At 75.6% G+C, this 14,683-nt stretch carries 11 protein-coding genes; 4 read left to right on the top strand and 7 right to left on the bottom strand.

Annotation, left to right across the window (positions count from 1 at the left end; translation table 11 throughout):
• Window positions 1-145: 145 nt before the first annotated feature.
• From NX801_RS03915 to NX801_RS03885, 7 genes are all read right to left on the bottom strand, one after another.
• Entirely contained in the window at window positions 146-1,471 is a 1,326-nt protein-coding gene (locus tag NX801_RS03915) for an MFS transporter (protein ID WP_258785453.1), read from the bottom strand.
• Window positions 1,468-2,922 carry an ATP-dependent carboxylate-amine ligase gene (locus NX801_RS03910; RefSeq protein WP_258785452.1) on the bottom strand — a complete coding sequence of 485 codons (1,455 nt, stop codon included), beginning with the start codon at window positions 2,920-2,922 and terminating at the stop codon, window positions 1,468-1,470. Before NX801_RS03910 ends, NX801_RS03915 begins: the two co-directional genes overlap by 4 nt.
• Window positions 2,919-4,097 (bottom strand): DegT/DnrJ/EryC1/StrS family aminotransferase, encoded by a 1,179-nt coding sequence (locus tag NX801_RS03905; protein ID WP_258785451.1) that lies wholly within the window; start codon window positions 4,095-4,097, stop codon window positions 2,919-2,921. The genes NX801_RS03910 and NX801_RS03905 overlap by 4 nt, the downstream gene beginning before the upstream one ends.
• Window positions 4,094-5,293, bottom strand: coding sequence for an arginine 2,3-aminomutase (gene blsG, locus NX801_RS03900; RefSeq protein ID WP_258785450.1), 1,200 nt, complete (start codon window positions 5,291-5,293; stop codon window positions 4,094-4,096). Before blsG ends, NX801_RS03905 begins: the two co-directional genes overlap by 4 nt.
• A 278-nt stretch (window positions 5,294-5,571) precedes the next feature.
• Entirely contained in the window at window positions 5,572-6,684 is a 1,113-nt protein-coding gene (locus NX801_RS03895) for a CGA synthase-related protein (RefSeq protein ID WP_258785449.1), read from the bottom strand.
• Window positions 6,685-6,751: 67 nt separating this feature from the next.
• The gene (gene blsE / locus NX801_RS03890) at window positions 6,752-7,741 is read right to left on the bottom strand and encodes a cytosylglucuronate decarboxylase (RefSeq protein WP_258785448.1); all 990 of its coding nucleotides are present in this window, start codon (window positions 7,739-7,741) and stop codon (window positions 6,752-6,754) included.
• A 44-nt stretch (window positions 7,742-7,785) separates the two neighbouring features.
• On the bottom strand, window positions 7,786-9,060 hold the full coding sequence (locus NX801_RS03885) for a hydroxymethylcytosylglucuronate/cytosylglucuronate synthase (protein ID WP_258785447.1): 1,275 nt from the start codon (window positions 9,058-9,060) through the stop codon (window positions 7,786-7,788).
• A gap of 839 nt (window positions 9,061-9,899) precedes the next feature.
• Here NX801_RS03885 and NX801_RS03880 point away from each other — a divergent pair.
• The 4 genes from NX801_RS03880 (at window position 9,900) to NX801_RS03865 (ending at window position 14,679) form a co-directional block, all read left to right on the top strand.
• Window positions 9,900-11,291, top strand: a complete 1,392-nt coding sequence (locus tag NX801_RS03880) for a serine hydrolase domain-containing protein (RefSeq protein ID WP_258785446.1) — start codon at window positions 9,900-9,902, stop codon at window positions 11,289-11,291.
• 327 nt (window positions 11,292-11,618) lie between these two features.
• A complete protein-coding gene (locus tag NX801_RS03875) occupies window positions 11,619-12,455 on the top strand; it encodes a (Fe-S)-binding protein (RefSeq protein ID WP_258785445.1) in 837 nt (278 codons plus the stop codon).
• Complete coding sequence (locus NX801_RS03870) at window positions 12,452-13,990, top strand: lactate utilization protein B (protein WP_258785444.1); 1,539 nt, start codon at window positions 12,452-12,454, stop codon at window positions 13,988-13,990. The genes NX801_RS03875 and NX801_RS03870 overlap by 4 nt, the downstream gene beginning before the upstream one ends.
• A complete protein-coding gene (locus NX801_RS03865; protein ID WP_258785443.1) occupies window positions 13,987-14,679 on the top strand; it encodes a LutC/YkgG family protein in 693 nt (230 codons plus the stop codon). Before NX801_RS03870 ends, NX801_RS03865 begins: the two co-directional genes overlap by 4 nt.
• Window positions 14,680-14,683 lie beyond the last annotated feature (4 nt).

Below are 14,683 nucleotides of genomic sequence, written 5' to 3'. Positions count from 1 at the left end.
CGGGGTCGCCGGAGGCCGGCGGCAGTCGCCACGGGTCGGCTCGGGCGGCGTCAGAAGGTGCCGAGAGGAGGGATGGGGCGGAGTCGGAGCGGGAGCGGGCGGGGTCGGTCACCCGGGGTCATCCGGGGCCGGTCACCCGGGTCGGTCAGCCGGGGTCGGTCACCGCCTTCCGGACGCCCCGGCCGAGCAGCGGCCGGCAACCGAAGGCCAGTGCCGCGCCGGCCAGCGCGACGGCGAGGGCGAGGGCGAACACCGCGCGCGGGCCCCGCGGTTCGATCAGCAGCCCGCCCGCCTGCTGGCCCAGCGCGTCGCCCACCACCGTGGCCAGGGAGGCCCAGGTGAACGCCTCGGTCAGCAGGCGGTCGTCGGCGACCTGGCTCACCAGGGTCATCTCACCGGCGGAGACCAGGGCGATGGGGATGCCGCCGACGGCCAGGGCGAGCCCGAGGGTGAGCGGGGAGACGGCGAGCAGCGGCAGGCCGGTGCCCAGCGCGAAGGCGAGGACCAGCCAGGGGAACCGGCGGTGCACTGGCGCTCCGGAGCCGGGCCGGCCGAGCCAGAGCGCGCCCAGGGCGCTGCCCACCCCCCAGCAGGCGTACACCGCTCCGGTGCTCCCGGTGGCGCCGTGCCGGTCGGTGAAGGCGGGAACGGCCAGGGTGAGCAGGCCGATCGGCACCGCGCAGACGGCCATCACGGCGGTGAGCGCCAGCAGCGCCGGGGCCCGCAGCGGGCCCAGCGGGGAGGACGGCGGCGCCTCCGGGTCGCGCGGGACGGTCTCGGGCACCCCGGGCGGGAGCCGGGTGAGGGCGAGGCCCAGGGCGCCGGCGCCGCCGGCCGCCGCCACCGCGACCACCGCCGGTCCCGCCGGGCCGGCCAGCATCAGCCCGGCGAGGATCAGCGGAGCGCCGATCACCAGGAACTCGGTGAGCAGCGCCTCCCAGAGATAGGCGGTCTCCCGCTCCTCGTCGGTCAGCGGCAGCCGGGCCCAGAGGGAGCGCATCACCGCGTTGGCGGGCGGCAGGGCGATCCCGGCGGTGACGGCGAGCACGGGCTGCGCCCAGCCGCCCGGCCGGGTGGCCGTGACCAGCAGGGTGAGCGCCGCCGGATAGACGACACCGGTGGTGAGCAGCACGGCCCGGCGGCCTCCCCGGTCCACCCGGCGGGCGACGAGCGGGCTGCCGAGCGCCATGCCGAGGGTGTAGAGAGCGGCGGTGGACCCGGCGTGCGCGAAGCTTCCGCCCTGTTCGCGTACGACCAGCACCATGGCGAGCGACATCAGATAGACCGGCAGCCGGGCGAGCACGCTCCACCAGGCCGGGCCGGCCACCCGGGGGCGGGTCAGCAGGGCGCGGAACCGGCGCAGCCGGCCGGGCGGCCCCTTGCCCGTACCGCTCGCGCCGCCCGTACCTCCGGTGCCGTTCACACCGCTCGTACCGCTCTTGCCGTGCGCGCCGCTCGTGCGTCCGGTCACGTACGCGTTCTCCCTTCCGTCGCCGCCGGGCCGGAGGCGGGCAGCGGCGCGAGCTCGATGGTGAAGGCGTCGAGCACCGCGCGCATCCGCCGTTCCACCTCCGCGGCCGAGTCGCCGGCGACATGGACGTGTCCGGACGCGTTGTGCGAGGCCCGGCGGGCGTGCGCGATGTCACCCTCGCCGTACTTCACAACGGCGTCGAGTACCCCGGGGATGCGGCGGAGTTCGGCCTCGCCGGTGATCCGCCGGACCACGCCGGAGCCGGGCAGCGGCAGCAGCAGGTCACCGACGCAGCGCCGGTGATGGTAGCGGAGTTCGGGGCGGCGGCCGAGGTAGACGTCGAGGGTGGCGCCGAAGACGTCGAAGCCGTAGGCGAGGCCGTGGTTGGCGGCGATCTCGCAGCCGGCCATCCGCAGGCCGACCTCTCCGGCGTACACCGTGCCGTCCACGACGAAGAACTCCAGGTGGAGATAGCCGTGGTCGATCGCCATCCCGGTGACGATCCGCTGGGCCAGCTCCCGCACGTCCACCGGCGGGCCCTCGCCGGCGCCGATGCTGATGTTGGCGTTCATGGCACCGGCCACGATGTCCAGCGGACGGCAGGGCATGGCGCTGGGCCAGGCGTCCAGCACCCGGCCCGCGTGGACCAGGGCGCACGCCTCCCACTCGGTGCCGGCCAGGAACTCCTCGGCCAGCCAGTCGCGGGCGGCGAGGTCGATCGCGGCGAGGTCGTCGGGGCCGTCCAGCCGGTGGGTGTCCACACAGGCGAAGGAGTCGGCCGGCTTGAGCACCAGGGGCCAGCCGTGCGCGGCGGCGAACCGGAGCACCTCCGCCCGGGTCCGTACCCGGGCGTACGCGGCGGTGGCCAGGCCCAGATCCCGGAACCGGTCCTTCATGGCCCCCTTGTCACGCACCCAGGAGACCTGGCGCCCGGTCAGGTGCGGCAGCCCGGCGAGCGCGGCGAACCGCTGGGCGACGGCCTGGCGCGGCTCGGAGGGGTTGCAGAACCGGGTCGGGGCGACCGGCAGCCGGGCGGCCCATTCCCGGTAGCGGCGGGCCTCCTGGACCAGGGGGACGCCCTGGCGCACCCAGAAGGCGGGCAGATGGGCGGTCTCCCGGAGGTAGCTCGGCGCCAGGTCGCGGCGGAGTTCCGCGAAGCGCAGCAGCACCAGCCGGCCGGCCAGCCGCCGGGCCGCGTACCGGGTGAAGGTGCTCGCCCGGTCGTCGGCCATCAGCAGCACCGGGCCGTCCGGCTCGTCCGGGACGGCTGCGCCCGCCGGGGCCGGGGGTCCGGCCCCCGGGACGGGTCCGGCCTCCGGGACGGGTCCGGCCTCCGGGACGGGTCCGGCCTCCGGGACGGCCGGGACGGCGGAGGCGGGCCCCGGCTCCCGGTCCGGGCCCGGTCCCGGATCCGCCGCCGGTTCCGGCGGCCGGGGGCCTTGGCCGGTCACACCTCCTCCAGCGCCTGCTGGATCGCCTTGGCGGCGACGATCTGCCCCTGCTCGGCCAGTTCGGGCGAGAGCGGCACGCAGAGGGTGCGGTCCAGCAGGTCCCGGGTGCGGGCGAAGCCGTCCCGGCTGAGGACGAGCGGGCCGGCCGGGGCGTGGTTCCAGGGGAAGCCGTCCGCGTAGATCGAGCGGCGGCCGGTGAACACCGGGTGCTCGGGCAACAGGTACTTGTCGAGCGTCCAGTTGGCGATCCCCCGGGCGGTGAGGGCGGCGACCGCCGCGTCCCGCAGCGCCCGGCTCTCCCAGCGCAGCCGTACGCTCACCTTGGCGTCGCCCGCCGCGCGGGGCAGTACGGTCAGGTCGGGGCGGTCCGGCAGCCGGTCCATCACGACGGCGTACATGCTTTCGAGGCCGGCCAGGATCTCGTCCAGGTGCCGGAACTGCTGGCACTGGACGGCGGCCACTTCCTCACTGGTGACGAAGTTCTCCCCGAAGTGGGCGTCGTCGTTCCAGGCCGGGTAGTGGCCGGGCACCCGGGCCGAGCCGTGGTCGTGGTAGCCGCGCATCCGTGCCCAGGCCGCGGGGTCGCCGGTCACGATCAGGCCGCCCTCGCCGGAGGTGAGCACCTTGTTGTGGTGGAAGCTGAAGGTGCCCGCGTAACCGGCCGTGCCGGCGTGCCGGCCGTCCGGCAGCCGGGCGCCGAGCGACTGGGCGCAGTCCTCGATGACGTACTCGATCCCCTCCGGGACGGGGGCGACGGTGCCCTCCATATGGGCGGTGATCACCCGCCGGGCGTCCGGCGGCAGCAGGGCCGGGTCGAGCGAGAGCGACTCGTCCACGTCGACCAGGACCGGGATCAGTCCGCAGGAGAGCACCGCCCCGGCCACCGCGACGAAGGTGACGGCCGGGATGTGGACGAGATCGCCGACGGACGGACGGGTGGAGATCAGGCAGAGCCGGAGCGCCTCGGTGCCGTTGTGCACGGCGAGCGCGTGGCGGGCACCGAGGCGGGCGGCGACGGTCCGTTCCAGCCGGGAGGCCATGCTCTCCCCCTCGGTCTGGTAGCGGAACAGCACGCGCTGGTCGATCACCTCCCGCAGCTCGCTCATGTCGGACCAGTCGAGGTAGTTGGCGCCGTAGGGCAGGAACCGCTGCCCGAGCCGCTTGCCGAGGGTCATCGCGGGCCGGCCTCCTCCCGGATCGGGCACACCGTGTCGTCGACGGCCATCTCCTCGCCGCGGTAGTTGCGCAGCCGGAGCCCGGCGGGGGTCTCGGTGAAGTACGGCCGGGCGATGGGGATCTTGCCGATCCGGGTGGTGAGCACGTACTGCGGCACCGCGAACCCGGTGATGTGGCCCTGGAGTCCCTCCATGATCTCCCAGCCCTTCTCGACCGAGGTCATGAAGTGCGAGACGCCGGTGACGTTGTCGCAGTGGTAGAGGTAGTAGGGCCGGACCCGGATGCGCAGCAGCGCCCGCATCAACTCCCGCATGGTCTCCACGTCGTCGTTGATCCCGCGCAGCAACACCGTCTGGTTGCCCACCGGTACCCCGTGCCGCAGCAGCCGGTCGACGGCGGCGGCCGCCTCCGCGGTGATCTCCTTGGGGTGGTTGAAGTGGGTGTTGAGCCACACCGGGTGGTAGCGGGCGAGCATCGCGCAGAACTCGTCGGTGATCCGCTGCGGCAGCAGCACCGGGAAGCGGCTGCCGATCCGGATGATCTCCACACTGGGGATGGCCCGCAGCCCGGAGATGATCGTCTCCAGCCTGCCGTCCTGGTACGAGAGGGGATCGCCGCCGGTGAGCAGCACGTCCCGGATCTCCGGGTGGGCGGCGATGTACCGCAGGTCCTCGTCGTAGGAACTTCCCTCGTTCTCGCGGAAGTAGGTGCCGTCCACGTCGGTGGTGTGGAACTTCCGGGTGCAGTGGCGGCAGTAGACCGGGCACGCCTCGGTGATCAGCATGATGACGCGGTCCGGGTACTTGTGCACCACCCGGTTGGTCTTCCGGTAGAACATGTCCCCCACCGGGTCCACCTCGGCGCCGGTGTACTCGGCCAGTTCGCCCAGGGCCGGGACCGCCTGCCGGCGCACCGGGCAGAGCGGGTCGTCGGGGTCCATCAGCGAGGCGTAGTAGGGCGTGACGCTCCAGCGGTACTTGCCCGCCGTGCCGGCGATGGCCTCCTCCTCGGCGGGGGTGAGGTGGATCCACTGCCGGGCCTTCTCCACGGTGGTGACGCGCCTGCGCATGTGCCAGCGCCAGTCGCCCCACTGCTCGGCCGGGACGGTGGGGCGGAAGGTCTCGGGGGCGGACGCGGGTGCCGGAACGCGGGGCGACTGGACGGCCGCGCCGGTCTGGCCGGGGGTGCGGGGCATGGCGACTCCAGGGTCGACGAAGGGAAAGGGGCCATGGACGAGGGGGGTTGGGCGTGGGAGGGCCCGAGGGCCGGCGGTGGAGAACGGTGGGGCGGAGGGGGCGGGCGGCAGTGGAGAACCGTGGGCCGAAGGAGGCGGGCGGCGGCGGTGAAGGGCGGGACGGAGGGGGGGGGGGGGGGCGGTGAAGGGCGGGCCGAAGGGGGCGGGCCGCGGCGGTGAAGGGCGGGCGGGGCACGGGGGCGGGGTCGGAGGGGGCAGAGGGGGGGGTGGAGAGGGCGTCAGAGGGGGGCGAAGGAGAGCTGGCGCAGGGTCCGGGCGACCCGCTGGGCGCCGCGCAGGTCGTCCAGGGCCGGATCGAGGGCGTCCCAGGGGTGCCCGGGCCCGTCCGCCGGCCGCCAGGGCGCCGGGTCGTCCGGGTCGGTGGCCGTGGGCAGCCGTACCCGGGCGGCCACCCGGTCCGCCAGATCCCGCTGGGCGGCGCCGAGCGGCGGCAGCAGGGTCACCGGGGCCCGCCGGGCGTAGGCCAGGGCCAGTCCGGCCAGGGTCGGGGCGGCCAGGAACACCTCGGCACCGGCGTGCAGGGCGTCCACGTCGGTGTCGGCGGCCCGGCACACCGTGACGGCGGGGCTCTCCCGGGGCGGTGGCCCGGCTCCCGGTACGGCGTCCCGGGCGGCCCTCCCCGGCGGTGCGGGGCTTCCGGCGGCCACCGGCGGCGGCCCCAGGGCGTCGAGGGCGGCGCGCACCAGGGGCCCCGCCGAGTCGTACACCACCGCACAGGAGCCGGAGCGGCGCGCCGCGGCCCGGACCAGCGCGGGCAGCGAGTCGCTCGCGAAGGCCGCCGCCTCGGGCTCGGGGACGTCCCAGAGGGAGAGCAGCAGCAGGGTGCCGGACCGCCGGCGGGCTCGGGCGGTGCGGACGGGCGCGAGGGTGCCGGTGGCCCGGGTCCCGTCGTCGCCGGGCCCCGGGGCGGGGAGCCAGCCCGGGCGGTGCACCCGGTACAGGGCCCGCCCGTCCGGCGCGGGGCCGGGACCGGCCGGGATGTGGCCGGAGCGGAGGTGGACCACCGGGACGCCCCGGGCGACCAGCCGCTCCGCCGCCGCCGGGTCGTCGCAGACCAGCGCCGCGTCGGCCGGCGGGCCGTCCTCCGCGCCGCCCGCCCGGCCGGGGCCCGGGGCCGAATCCGGGGCCCCGGCCGGGGCGGGGGCCGCATGTGAGCCCGGTGCCGGGGCCGGGGCCGCGCCGCCCGGGTCCGGCGGGGACACGAGCCGCGCCTCGGTGACATGGGCGGCGACCCGGCGCCGGGCGAGCAGTGAGTCCAGTGCGTCGTCCCGGGAGACCAGCAGCAGCCGGCCGGCCGTGCCGGCCCGGTCCGCCGGCGGGTGGGTGGGCATCTGCGCTCCGATCGTCGGAGGTGGGGGGTGGCCGGCCGGGTGCGCGGAGGCCCCGTACCGCCGTGGTTCAGTACTGCCAGGGCGCGGCGGTGCCCAGTCGGGCCACGTCGTCGCTGTAGCCGGCGGCGGTGGTGGAACAGCCGGAGCACACCTCCGGGCCCCGGTCGCGGAAGAAGTCCGCGTGGGTCCGGAACACCGGTGTGTCCAGCCGGATCGCCCCGCGCTCGCGCAGCGGCGCGCCGCCCGGCTCGCCGGAGCCCTCCCGGTGGGGCAGGCAACTGCACGCGAACATCCGGCCGTTCTTGCCGTCGATGTAGATGACGTCGTCCACCACATGGCAGAGCGGCTTGGAGGCGCGCGGGGTCTGCGAGTCGGCGAAGTAGCGCTCCCGCTCCTCCGGTGTGTCGCCGTAGAACCGCTTGCCCAGCGGTACGAGCAGGGCGTCCGGGTCGGCGTCGTAGACCGGGTCGCAGACGGCGCGGACCTCCTCGGGGTCCGGATAGCGGATGGAGCGGTCGAGTTTCAGCGCGGACAGTTCCCACTGGCGCACCCCGGCGTCGGTCAGCACCCGCTGGAGCTCCGGCATCTGGGCGTAATTGTGCGGCCCCACCACGGTGTTGACCCGGGGCAGCACCCCGAGCGCCGCACACGCCCGCAGTCCGGCGAGGCCGTTCTCGAACATGCCGGGCGAGCGGCGGTACACGTCGTGCGTGGCGGCGGAGGAGCCGTCCAGGCTGACGATCACCTGTGCCAGGCCCGCCCCGGCGAGGGCCGAGGCCATCCGGGGCAGCATGCTGCCGTTGGTGATCAGGGACATCCGCATCCCGGCCACCGTGCCGGCGCGGACCAGCTCCACCACGTCGGGGTGCATCAGCGGCTCGCCGCCGGTGAACCGGACATACCCCACGCCCGCCGCCGCGGCCTGTGGCAGCAGTTCCGCGAAGTCCTCCCTGGAGAACCGGAAGGTGTCGCGGGAGAGGGCGAACTCGCACATGAAGCAGTCGGCGTTGCAGGCTTCCAGGATTCTGATGAAGAGATACCGCTGGCGCTCGGGCATGGCGGGGGAACCTCCGGACCACACGGATGTACTGGGGGCTGGGGTCAGCGCGGCGTCCCCGGCGCCGACGGCCGCGGCTGCGCGGGAAGCAAGGACAGCAGGGCGTGTGCCACCTGGGCCGCGCCGTCGGTGCCGACGGCTTCGGTGAGCCCGTCCCAGCTCCGGTGCGCGGCGGCGGTGCGCAGGGCCTCGCCGGTGGCCGCCCGGAGCCGGGCCCGGGTGCCACGTATGCCGGGTTCGGCGGCGGCCGAGGCGATCGACCGGTAGATCGTCTCCAGGGCGTGGTCCTCGCCCCGCTCGCGGAGGGCGAGGGCGTCGTCCTCGGGGAGCACGTCCTTGGGCCAGGGCACCCGGACGGCGGCGCCGACGGCCCGGCTGTGGAAGCGGCCGTTGAGGATCTGGCTGAGGTTCTGCGGGGGCAGGCAGACGGTGGGCACCCCCAGCGCGCCCGCCTCCAGGAGGGTGGTGAGGCCGGGCGAGGTGAGCAGGACGTCGCAGTCTGCCAGCCGGTCCAGGAAGGCGCCGTGGCCGAGCGGCCCGCTGGTGACGCGCAGGGCGGGGTCCGGGCCCTCGGTGAGCCGGGCGGCCAGTTGGGAGGTGAGGTTGCCCGCGAGGTGCGCCTCGGTGATCCCGTGCGCGGCGAGCGCCTCCAGCACCGGAGGCACCACCAGCCGGGGATAGGCCGACCAGTCACCGAGCCGGGGCGCCCGCAGCCCGCCGAGGCTGACCAGGGCGGTGCGGTACGGCCGTGCGGCGGCCGGCCGGGGAGCGCGGGCGGCCGGGACGCCCACGACCGCCCCGACCCAGCGCAGTTGGCGTACGGAGGCCAGCACGCCCCGGCACTCGTGCGGCAGTTCGGGGCAGCGCTGGGCGCAGTAGACCGAGACGTCCAGGGGGAGCGCGGCCCGGTCGCCCTCGGTCCAGAGGAACGGGAGGCTGTCCACGAAGACGGTGGGTACCCCGGCCTCCTCCAGGCTCATGGCGAGTGGTCCGTCGAGCACCACCAGCGCCGCCGCCACGCCCCGGTCGCGCGCGATCTCCCGGATCACCTCGGCCCGGTGCCCGGCGGACCGGGGCAGGTCGTACCAGTCGTCCACCGGGTGCCCGGCCAGCAGCGGCCGGCCCAGGCCGGAGCCGAGACCGATGAACCGCACCGGGCCGGGGGCGCGTTCGGCGAGCGCGGTGAGCACCGCGCTCAGCTTGCCGCCGCTCCCCCAGCCGAACTCGGCCCCGGCGAGCGCCACCAGGGGCCCCGCCCCGGCCGGGAGCTCGGGAACGGGGCCGCCCAGGGGGGCGCGCCGGTCGGCTGAAGAGGTCATCGGCGGTTCCTCGGCCCTCTCGGTCGGAAGGACGGTCCGGCTGAGCGCGACGGTCGCCGGAAGGCGGTTCGTGCTGAGCGCGACGGTCGTCGGAAGGACGGTTCGACTGGGTGCAACGGTCGTCGGAAGGACGGTTCGGGCTGGGTGCAACGGTCACGTGAACGCGGCCGGGCGGACAAGGCCGGACCACCGCGTTCCGGACATTCTCCGGCCGGATCGCGGCAGGCCCGCGTCCGCGCCGGGCCGGAAAGCGGCCCGGCCGCGACCGCCGCCCGGGTACGGCGAGGGGGCGCCCCGGAGTGAACCGGGGGGAGCGAAGCGGGGGTGTCCCCCAGCGCCGGTCACCGCCGCTCGCCGCCGCCGGCCGGCGGAACGACCGAAAGGCGCCAGCCGCCCGGCACCGGTCACCCTGCCGGTGGCGTACACCGGCCAACCGCGCATGAAGTCCCCGCATCCGGGGAGCCCGGCCCGGCCTCTCCACCGCCGGGCACGGCCGGGCGCCGGGGCGGGGCACGGCGGTCGGAGGTGCCTACGGGGGACCCGGGGGGCGAGTGGCCGGCGGCCCTGGAGGGACGGGGGGCGGGGACGCGGCACCGGCCCGCCGCCGGGGTCACCGTCGACGAGACCCCCCGGGGGAGTGAGAGCCCAACTCGGCTGACAGCAAAGCAAGTTCGCCGTATACCCCGACGGCCCCGCCGCATCGGCTGCCGGGTGGATGTCGCGGGACCGGTGGTCCGCTCCGAGGCGGAGACGGCTCCCTACCGACGGCGGACGCGCACCGGTGTGCCGGCCGGAAGGCTGGGGCGCGGACCGACCCGGGTCCGGAGAGGGGACTTCCGATGAACAGCGTTCCGCACAGCGTTCCAAACAGTATCTCGACCCACCGCCCGGCGCGACGTGTCGCGCTCGGGGCGGCGGCGGCCCTGCTGGCCGGTACCGGTGTGCTCGCCCTGGCACCGGTGGCGGCGGCCGCTCCCCCGGCCCCGCCGGCCGTGGCCGCCGGCGACCGGGCCATCCCGGTCGACCTGGACCAGGAGGTCGCGGATCTGGTCACACGAGGCGGCGCGTCGGCCGCGCTCGGCGAGGTCCGCCAGGGCGACCGCGTCGAGTGGCGCGGGGCGGCGGGGAAGGCCGACCTGGCGACCGGGGCACCCGCGAGGGCCGGCGGCAGATACCGGATCGGCAGTGTCACCAAGACCTTTGTGGCCACGGTGATGCTCCAGTTGGTGGCCGAGGGGCGGGTGCGGCTGGACGACCCGGTCGAGCGGTATCTCCCGGGGACACTGCCCGGCGGAAGGCTGATCACCGTCCGGCAGTTGCTCAATCACACCAGCGGTGTCTTCAACTACACCGAGGACCCGCGGTTCGCCATCACCGACGAGGCGAGCGCCCGGCGCTATCTCACCGAGGGCCGCTGGCAGAGCTACCGCCCGCGGGAGCTGGTCCGGATCGCCGGCGAGCACGCGCCCGAGTTCCCGCCCGGCCAGGGCTGGAAGTACTCCAATACCAACTACGTGCTGGCCGGGATGGTGATCCAGAAGGTCACCGGGCACAGCTGGCGGTACGAGGTGGAGCGGCGGATCGCCCGGCCGCTGCGGCTGCTCGACACCAGCGTGCCGGACGAGTCCACCCGGATACCCGGTCCGCACGCCAAGGTCTATGTGCCGCTCCCCGAGGGCCCGGCGGATCTGACCCGGATCAACCCGAGCGCCGCGGGCGCGGCCGGCGCCGTCATCTCGTCCAGCCGTGATCTCAACCGCTTCTTCGCGGCGCTCTTCGGCGGCCGGCTGCTGCCCGCCGCCCAGCTGGCCGAGATGAAGAGGACCGTACCGGCCCCCGCTCTCGGTGCCTCGTACGGGCTCGGGGTGATCCGCTACGACACCGGGTGCGGCACCCTGTGGGGACACACCGGAGGTATCGCCGGCTACTCCACGGTCCTGCTCGGCACCGAGGACGGCCGCCGCCGGCTGGCACTGTCGGTCAACGCCTACGGCGAGGACACCACGGGTGGCGAGGTCACCCAGCGGCTTCTCGTCAAGGTGTTCTGCGGAAGCGCGGAGGCGACCGGGCAGCGGGGGGACCGGCACCGGGGAGAAAGCCGGAAGGGAGACGGCCAGGCCACCGCCCTCCCCTCCACCACCGCCCTCCCCTTCAGCGCCGGGCTCCTCTCCCCTGGCGGGCTTCTCTCCCCCGCCCCGCTCCTCTCCCCGGCGCCCGGCCGGCTCGGCTGACCGGGCCGCTCGCCCGCTCGCTCCCTGCCGCCGCCGGTGAGCCCCTGGGGCCGCGGCGGCGGCCCGCCCGGGGGCCGGGACGAGCCACGGTGGACCCCGTCCGGCCTCCGGGCCGGGCGGGAGCGCGTCCGGGCCCCCGGAGCGGACGGACGGCGGGACGGACCGGGACACGCGCGGGCCCCGGCCCCGGCCGGGCACGGCGGCGGCTCGTACCCTGAACCGATGACCCGTCACGAAAGCGACAGCGCAGCGCCCGGACACTCCCTGAGCACACCGGCGACGGAGCCGGCCGGCGGATCCGGCCCGGCGACGGCGGAAAGAGGGGCGGTGACGGCGGAGAGAGGGGCGGCGGGGGTGCCGGAGGGGCGGGTCGCGCTCTTCCTCACCTGTGTCAACGACACCCTCTACCCCGGCACCGGGCGGGCCGTGGTGGAGCTGCTCGAACGGCTGGGTGTCACGGTGGACTTCCCGGCGGGGCAGACGTGTTGCGGCCAGGCGCACTACAACACCGGCTACCGGCGGGACGCGGAGCCGCTGGCCCGCCGCAGCGCGGAGGTGTTCGCCGGGTACGACTACGTGGTCGTCCCGTCCGGCTCGTGCGCCGCCATGGTGCGGGACGTCTACCCGCGCCTCGGCGCGCGGGCCCGGGCGGAGGGACGCGGCGACGGGCTCGCCCGGGAACTGGCGCCGCTGGTGGAACGGACGTACGAACTGACCGAGTTCCTGGTGGACGTGCTGGGCGTGACCGATGTGGGCGCCTCCTTTCCGCACCGGGTGGCCTACCACCCGACCTGTCACGGGTTGCGGGTGCTGGGGCTCGGTGACCGGCCGGACCGGCTGCTGGCGGCGGTGCGGGGGCTGGAGCGGGTGGAGCTGCCGGGCGCCGAGGAGTGCTGTGGCTTCGGCGGCACCTTCGCGGTGAAGAATCCGGACGTGTCGGCGGCGATGGGCGCCGACAAGGCGGAGCACGCGGTGGCGAGCGGGGCCGAGGTGCTGTGCGCCGCCGACAACTCCTGTCTGCTGCACATCGGCGGCGTGCTCTCCCGCCGGGGGGCGGCCCTCCGGCCGCTGCACCTCGCGGAGATCCTCGCCGCGCGGGAGGACGGACCCGGGGACGGTCCGGGCACCCGCCGGGACGCGGGCGGGACCGAGGTGACGGCATGAGCCGCACCTTCGTCGGGATGCCGGCCTTCCCCCGCGCGGCGCGCGAGGCGGTGCGCGACCGGACGCTGCGGAACAACCTCCGCCGGGCGACCCACACCATCCGGGAGAAACGGGCCGGGGCGGTGGCGGAGCTGGCCGACTGGGAGCAGCTCCGGCAGGCGGGCAAGGAGATCAAGGACCGTACGCTGCGCCATCTCGACCACTATGTGCTCCAGCTGGAGGAGCGGGTCACCGCGGCCGGGGGCACGGTGCACTGGGCGGCCGACGCCACCGAGGCCAACCGGATCGTGGCGGAGCTGGTACGGGCCACCGGCGAGCGGGAGGTCGTCAAGGTCAAGTCGATGGCGACCCAGGAGACCGGTCTCAACGAGGCACTGGCGGCCGAGGGAATCACCGCCTACGAGACCGATCTGGCCGAGCTGATCGTGCAGTTGGGCCGGGACCGCCCCTCGCACATCCTGGTGCCCGCCATCCATCGCAACCGGAGTGAGATCTGGGACATCTTCCGCGCCGAGATGGGCCGTTGGGGGCGCCCGGCGCCGGACGGCCTGGGCGATGAGCCGGCCGAACTGGCCGAGGCGGCGCGACTGCATCTGCGGGAGAAGTTCCTGCGCGCCAGGGTGGCCGTCTCCGGGGCCAACTTCATGGTGGCGGAGACCGGCACCCTGGTGGTGGTCGAGTCGGAGGGCAACGGCCGGATGTGCCTCACCCTGCCGGAGACCCTGATCACGGTGGCCGGCATCGAGAAGGTGGTACCGACCTGGCGGGACCTGGAGGTGTTCCTCCAGACGCTGCCGCGCTCCTCGACGGCCGAGCGGATGAACCCGTACACCAGCACCTGGACCGGGGTGCGGGACGGGGACGGTCCGCGCCACTTCCATCTGGTGCTGCTGGACAACGGGCGCACCGCGACCCTCGCCGACGAGGTGGGCCGGCAGGCGCTGCGCTGCATCCGCTGTTCGGCCTGTCTCAATGTCTGCCCGGTGTACGAGCGGGCCGGCGGCCATGCCTACGGCTCGGTCTACCCGGGGCCGATCGGCGCCATCCTCAGTCCCCAACTGCGCGGCACGGAGAGCGGGATCGACGCCTCGCTGCCCTATGCCTCCTCGCTCTGCGGGGCTTGTTACGAGGTGTGTCCGGTCGCCATCGACATCCCCGAGGTGCTGGTGGAGCTGCGCGAACGGGTGGCCGGGCAGGCGGGTCACCGGGCGGAGCGGGCGGCGATGCGGGCGGGCCGCTGGGTGCTGGAGGACCCCGCCCGGCTGGCCCGGGCCCAGCGGGCCGCCTCGGCGGTACGCGGACTGGTGCCGCGCCGGATTCCGCTGCCGGGGCCGGCCGGGGCCTGGACCGCCTCCCGGGACACGCCCCAGGTCCCGGCCGAGTCGTTCCGCGCCTGGTGGGCGGGGCGGGGCGCGGGCGGCGCGGAACCCGGCGGGCCGGACCAGGACCGGCGGGAACCCGGCCCCGGGGGCGGGCGAAGGGAACACGGTACGGACCGGGGCCGTCCGGACCACGGCACGGAGGAGGAGCGATGACCACGGAGGCGGCCCGGGGGCCCGGGACGGCGGCCGGCGGGTCGCGGGAACTGGTGCTCGGGCGGATCCGCGCCGCGCTCGCGGGCCGACCGCCCGGTGAGCGGCCCGGGGACGTACCGGTCGGCCGCGGGTATCTGGACGTCCACACCGACGAGGACCCGGCCGCGCTGGCGGAGTTGCTCGCCCGGCACCTCACCGAGTACCGGGCCGCGGTGCACCGGACGGACCGGTCCGGGCTCCCGGCGGTGCTGGCCGGGCTGCTCGCGGCGCGCGGGTCCCGGACGGTGGTGGTCCCGCCGGGACTGCCCGGTCACTGGCTGGCGGGGACGACGGGGGTCGAGCAACTCCATGACGAGAAGGACCTGTTGACCCCGGCCCTGCTGGACGCGGCGGACAGTGTGGTGACCGGCTGCGCGCTGGCGGTCGCGGAGACCGGGACCCTTGTGCTCGACGCGGGCCCGGGACAGGGGCGCCGGGCCCTCACCCTCGTGCCCGACCATCACATCTGTGTGGTCGAGGCGCCGGGCCAGGTGGTCGCCTCGCTCCCCCGGGCCCTGCCCCGGCTCGATCCGGCCCGGCCGCTCACCTGGATCTCCGGTCCCTCGGCCACCAGTGACATCGAACTCGACCGGGTGGAGGGAGTGCACGGCCCCCGGACGCTGGACGTGGTGATCACCGGCCCGGAATGACGTG

Origin of the sequence: Streptomyces pyxinae, assembly GCF_024756275.1 — a bacterium.
GTDB lineage: Bacteria > Actinomycetota > Actinomycetes > Streptomycetales > Streptomycetaceae > Streptomyces > Streptomyces pyxinae.
This window is presented reverse-complemented; position numbering and strand designations above follow the sequence as displayed.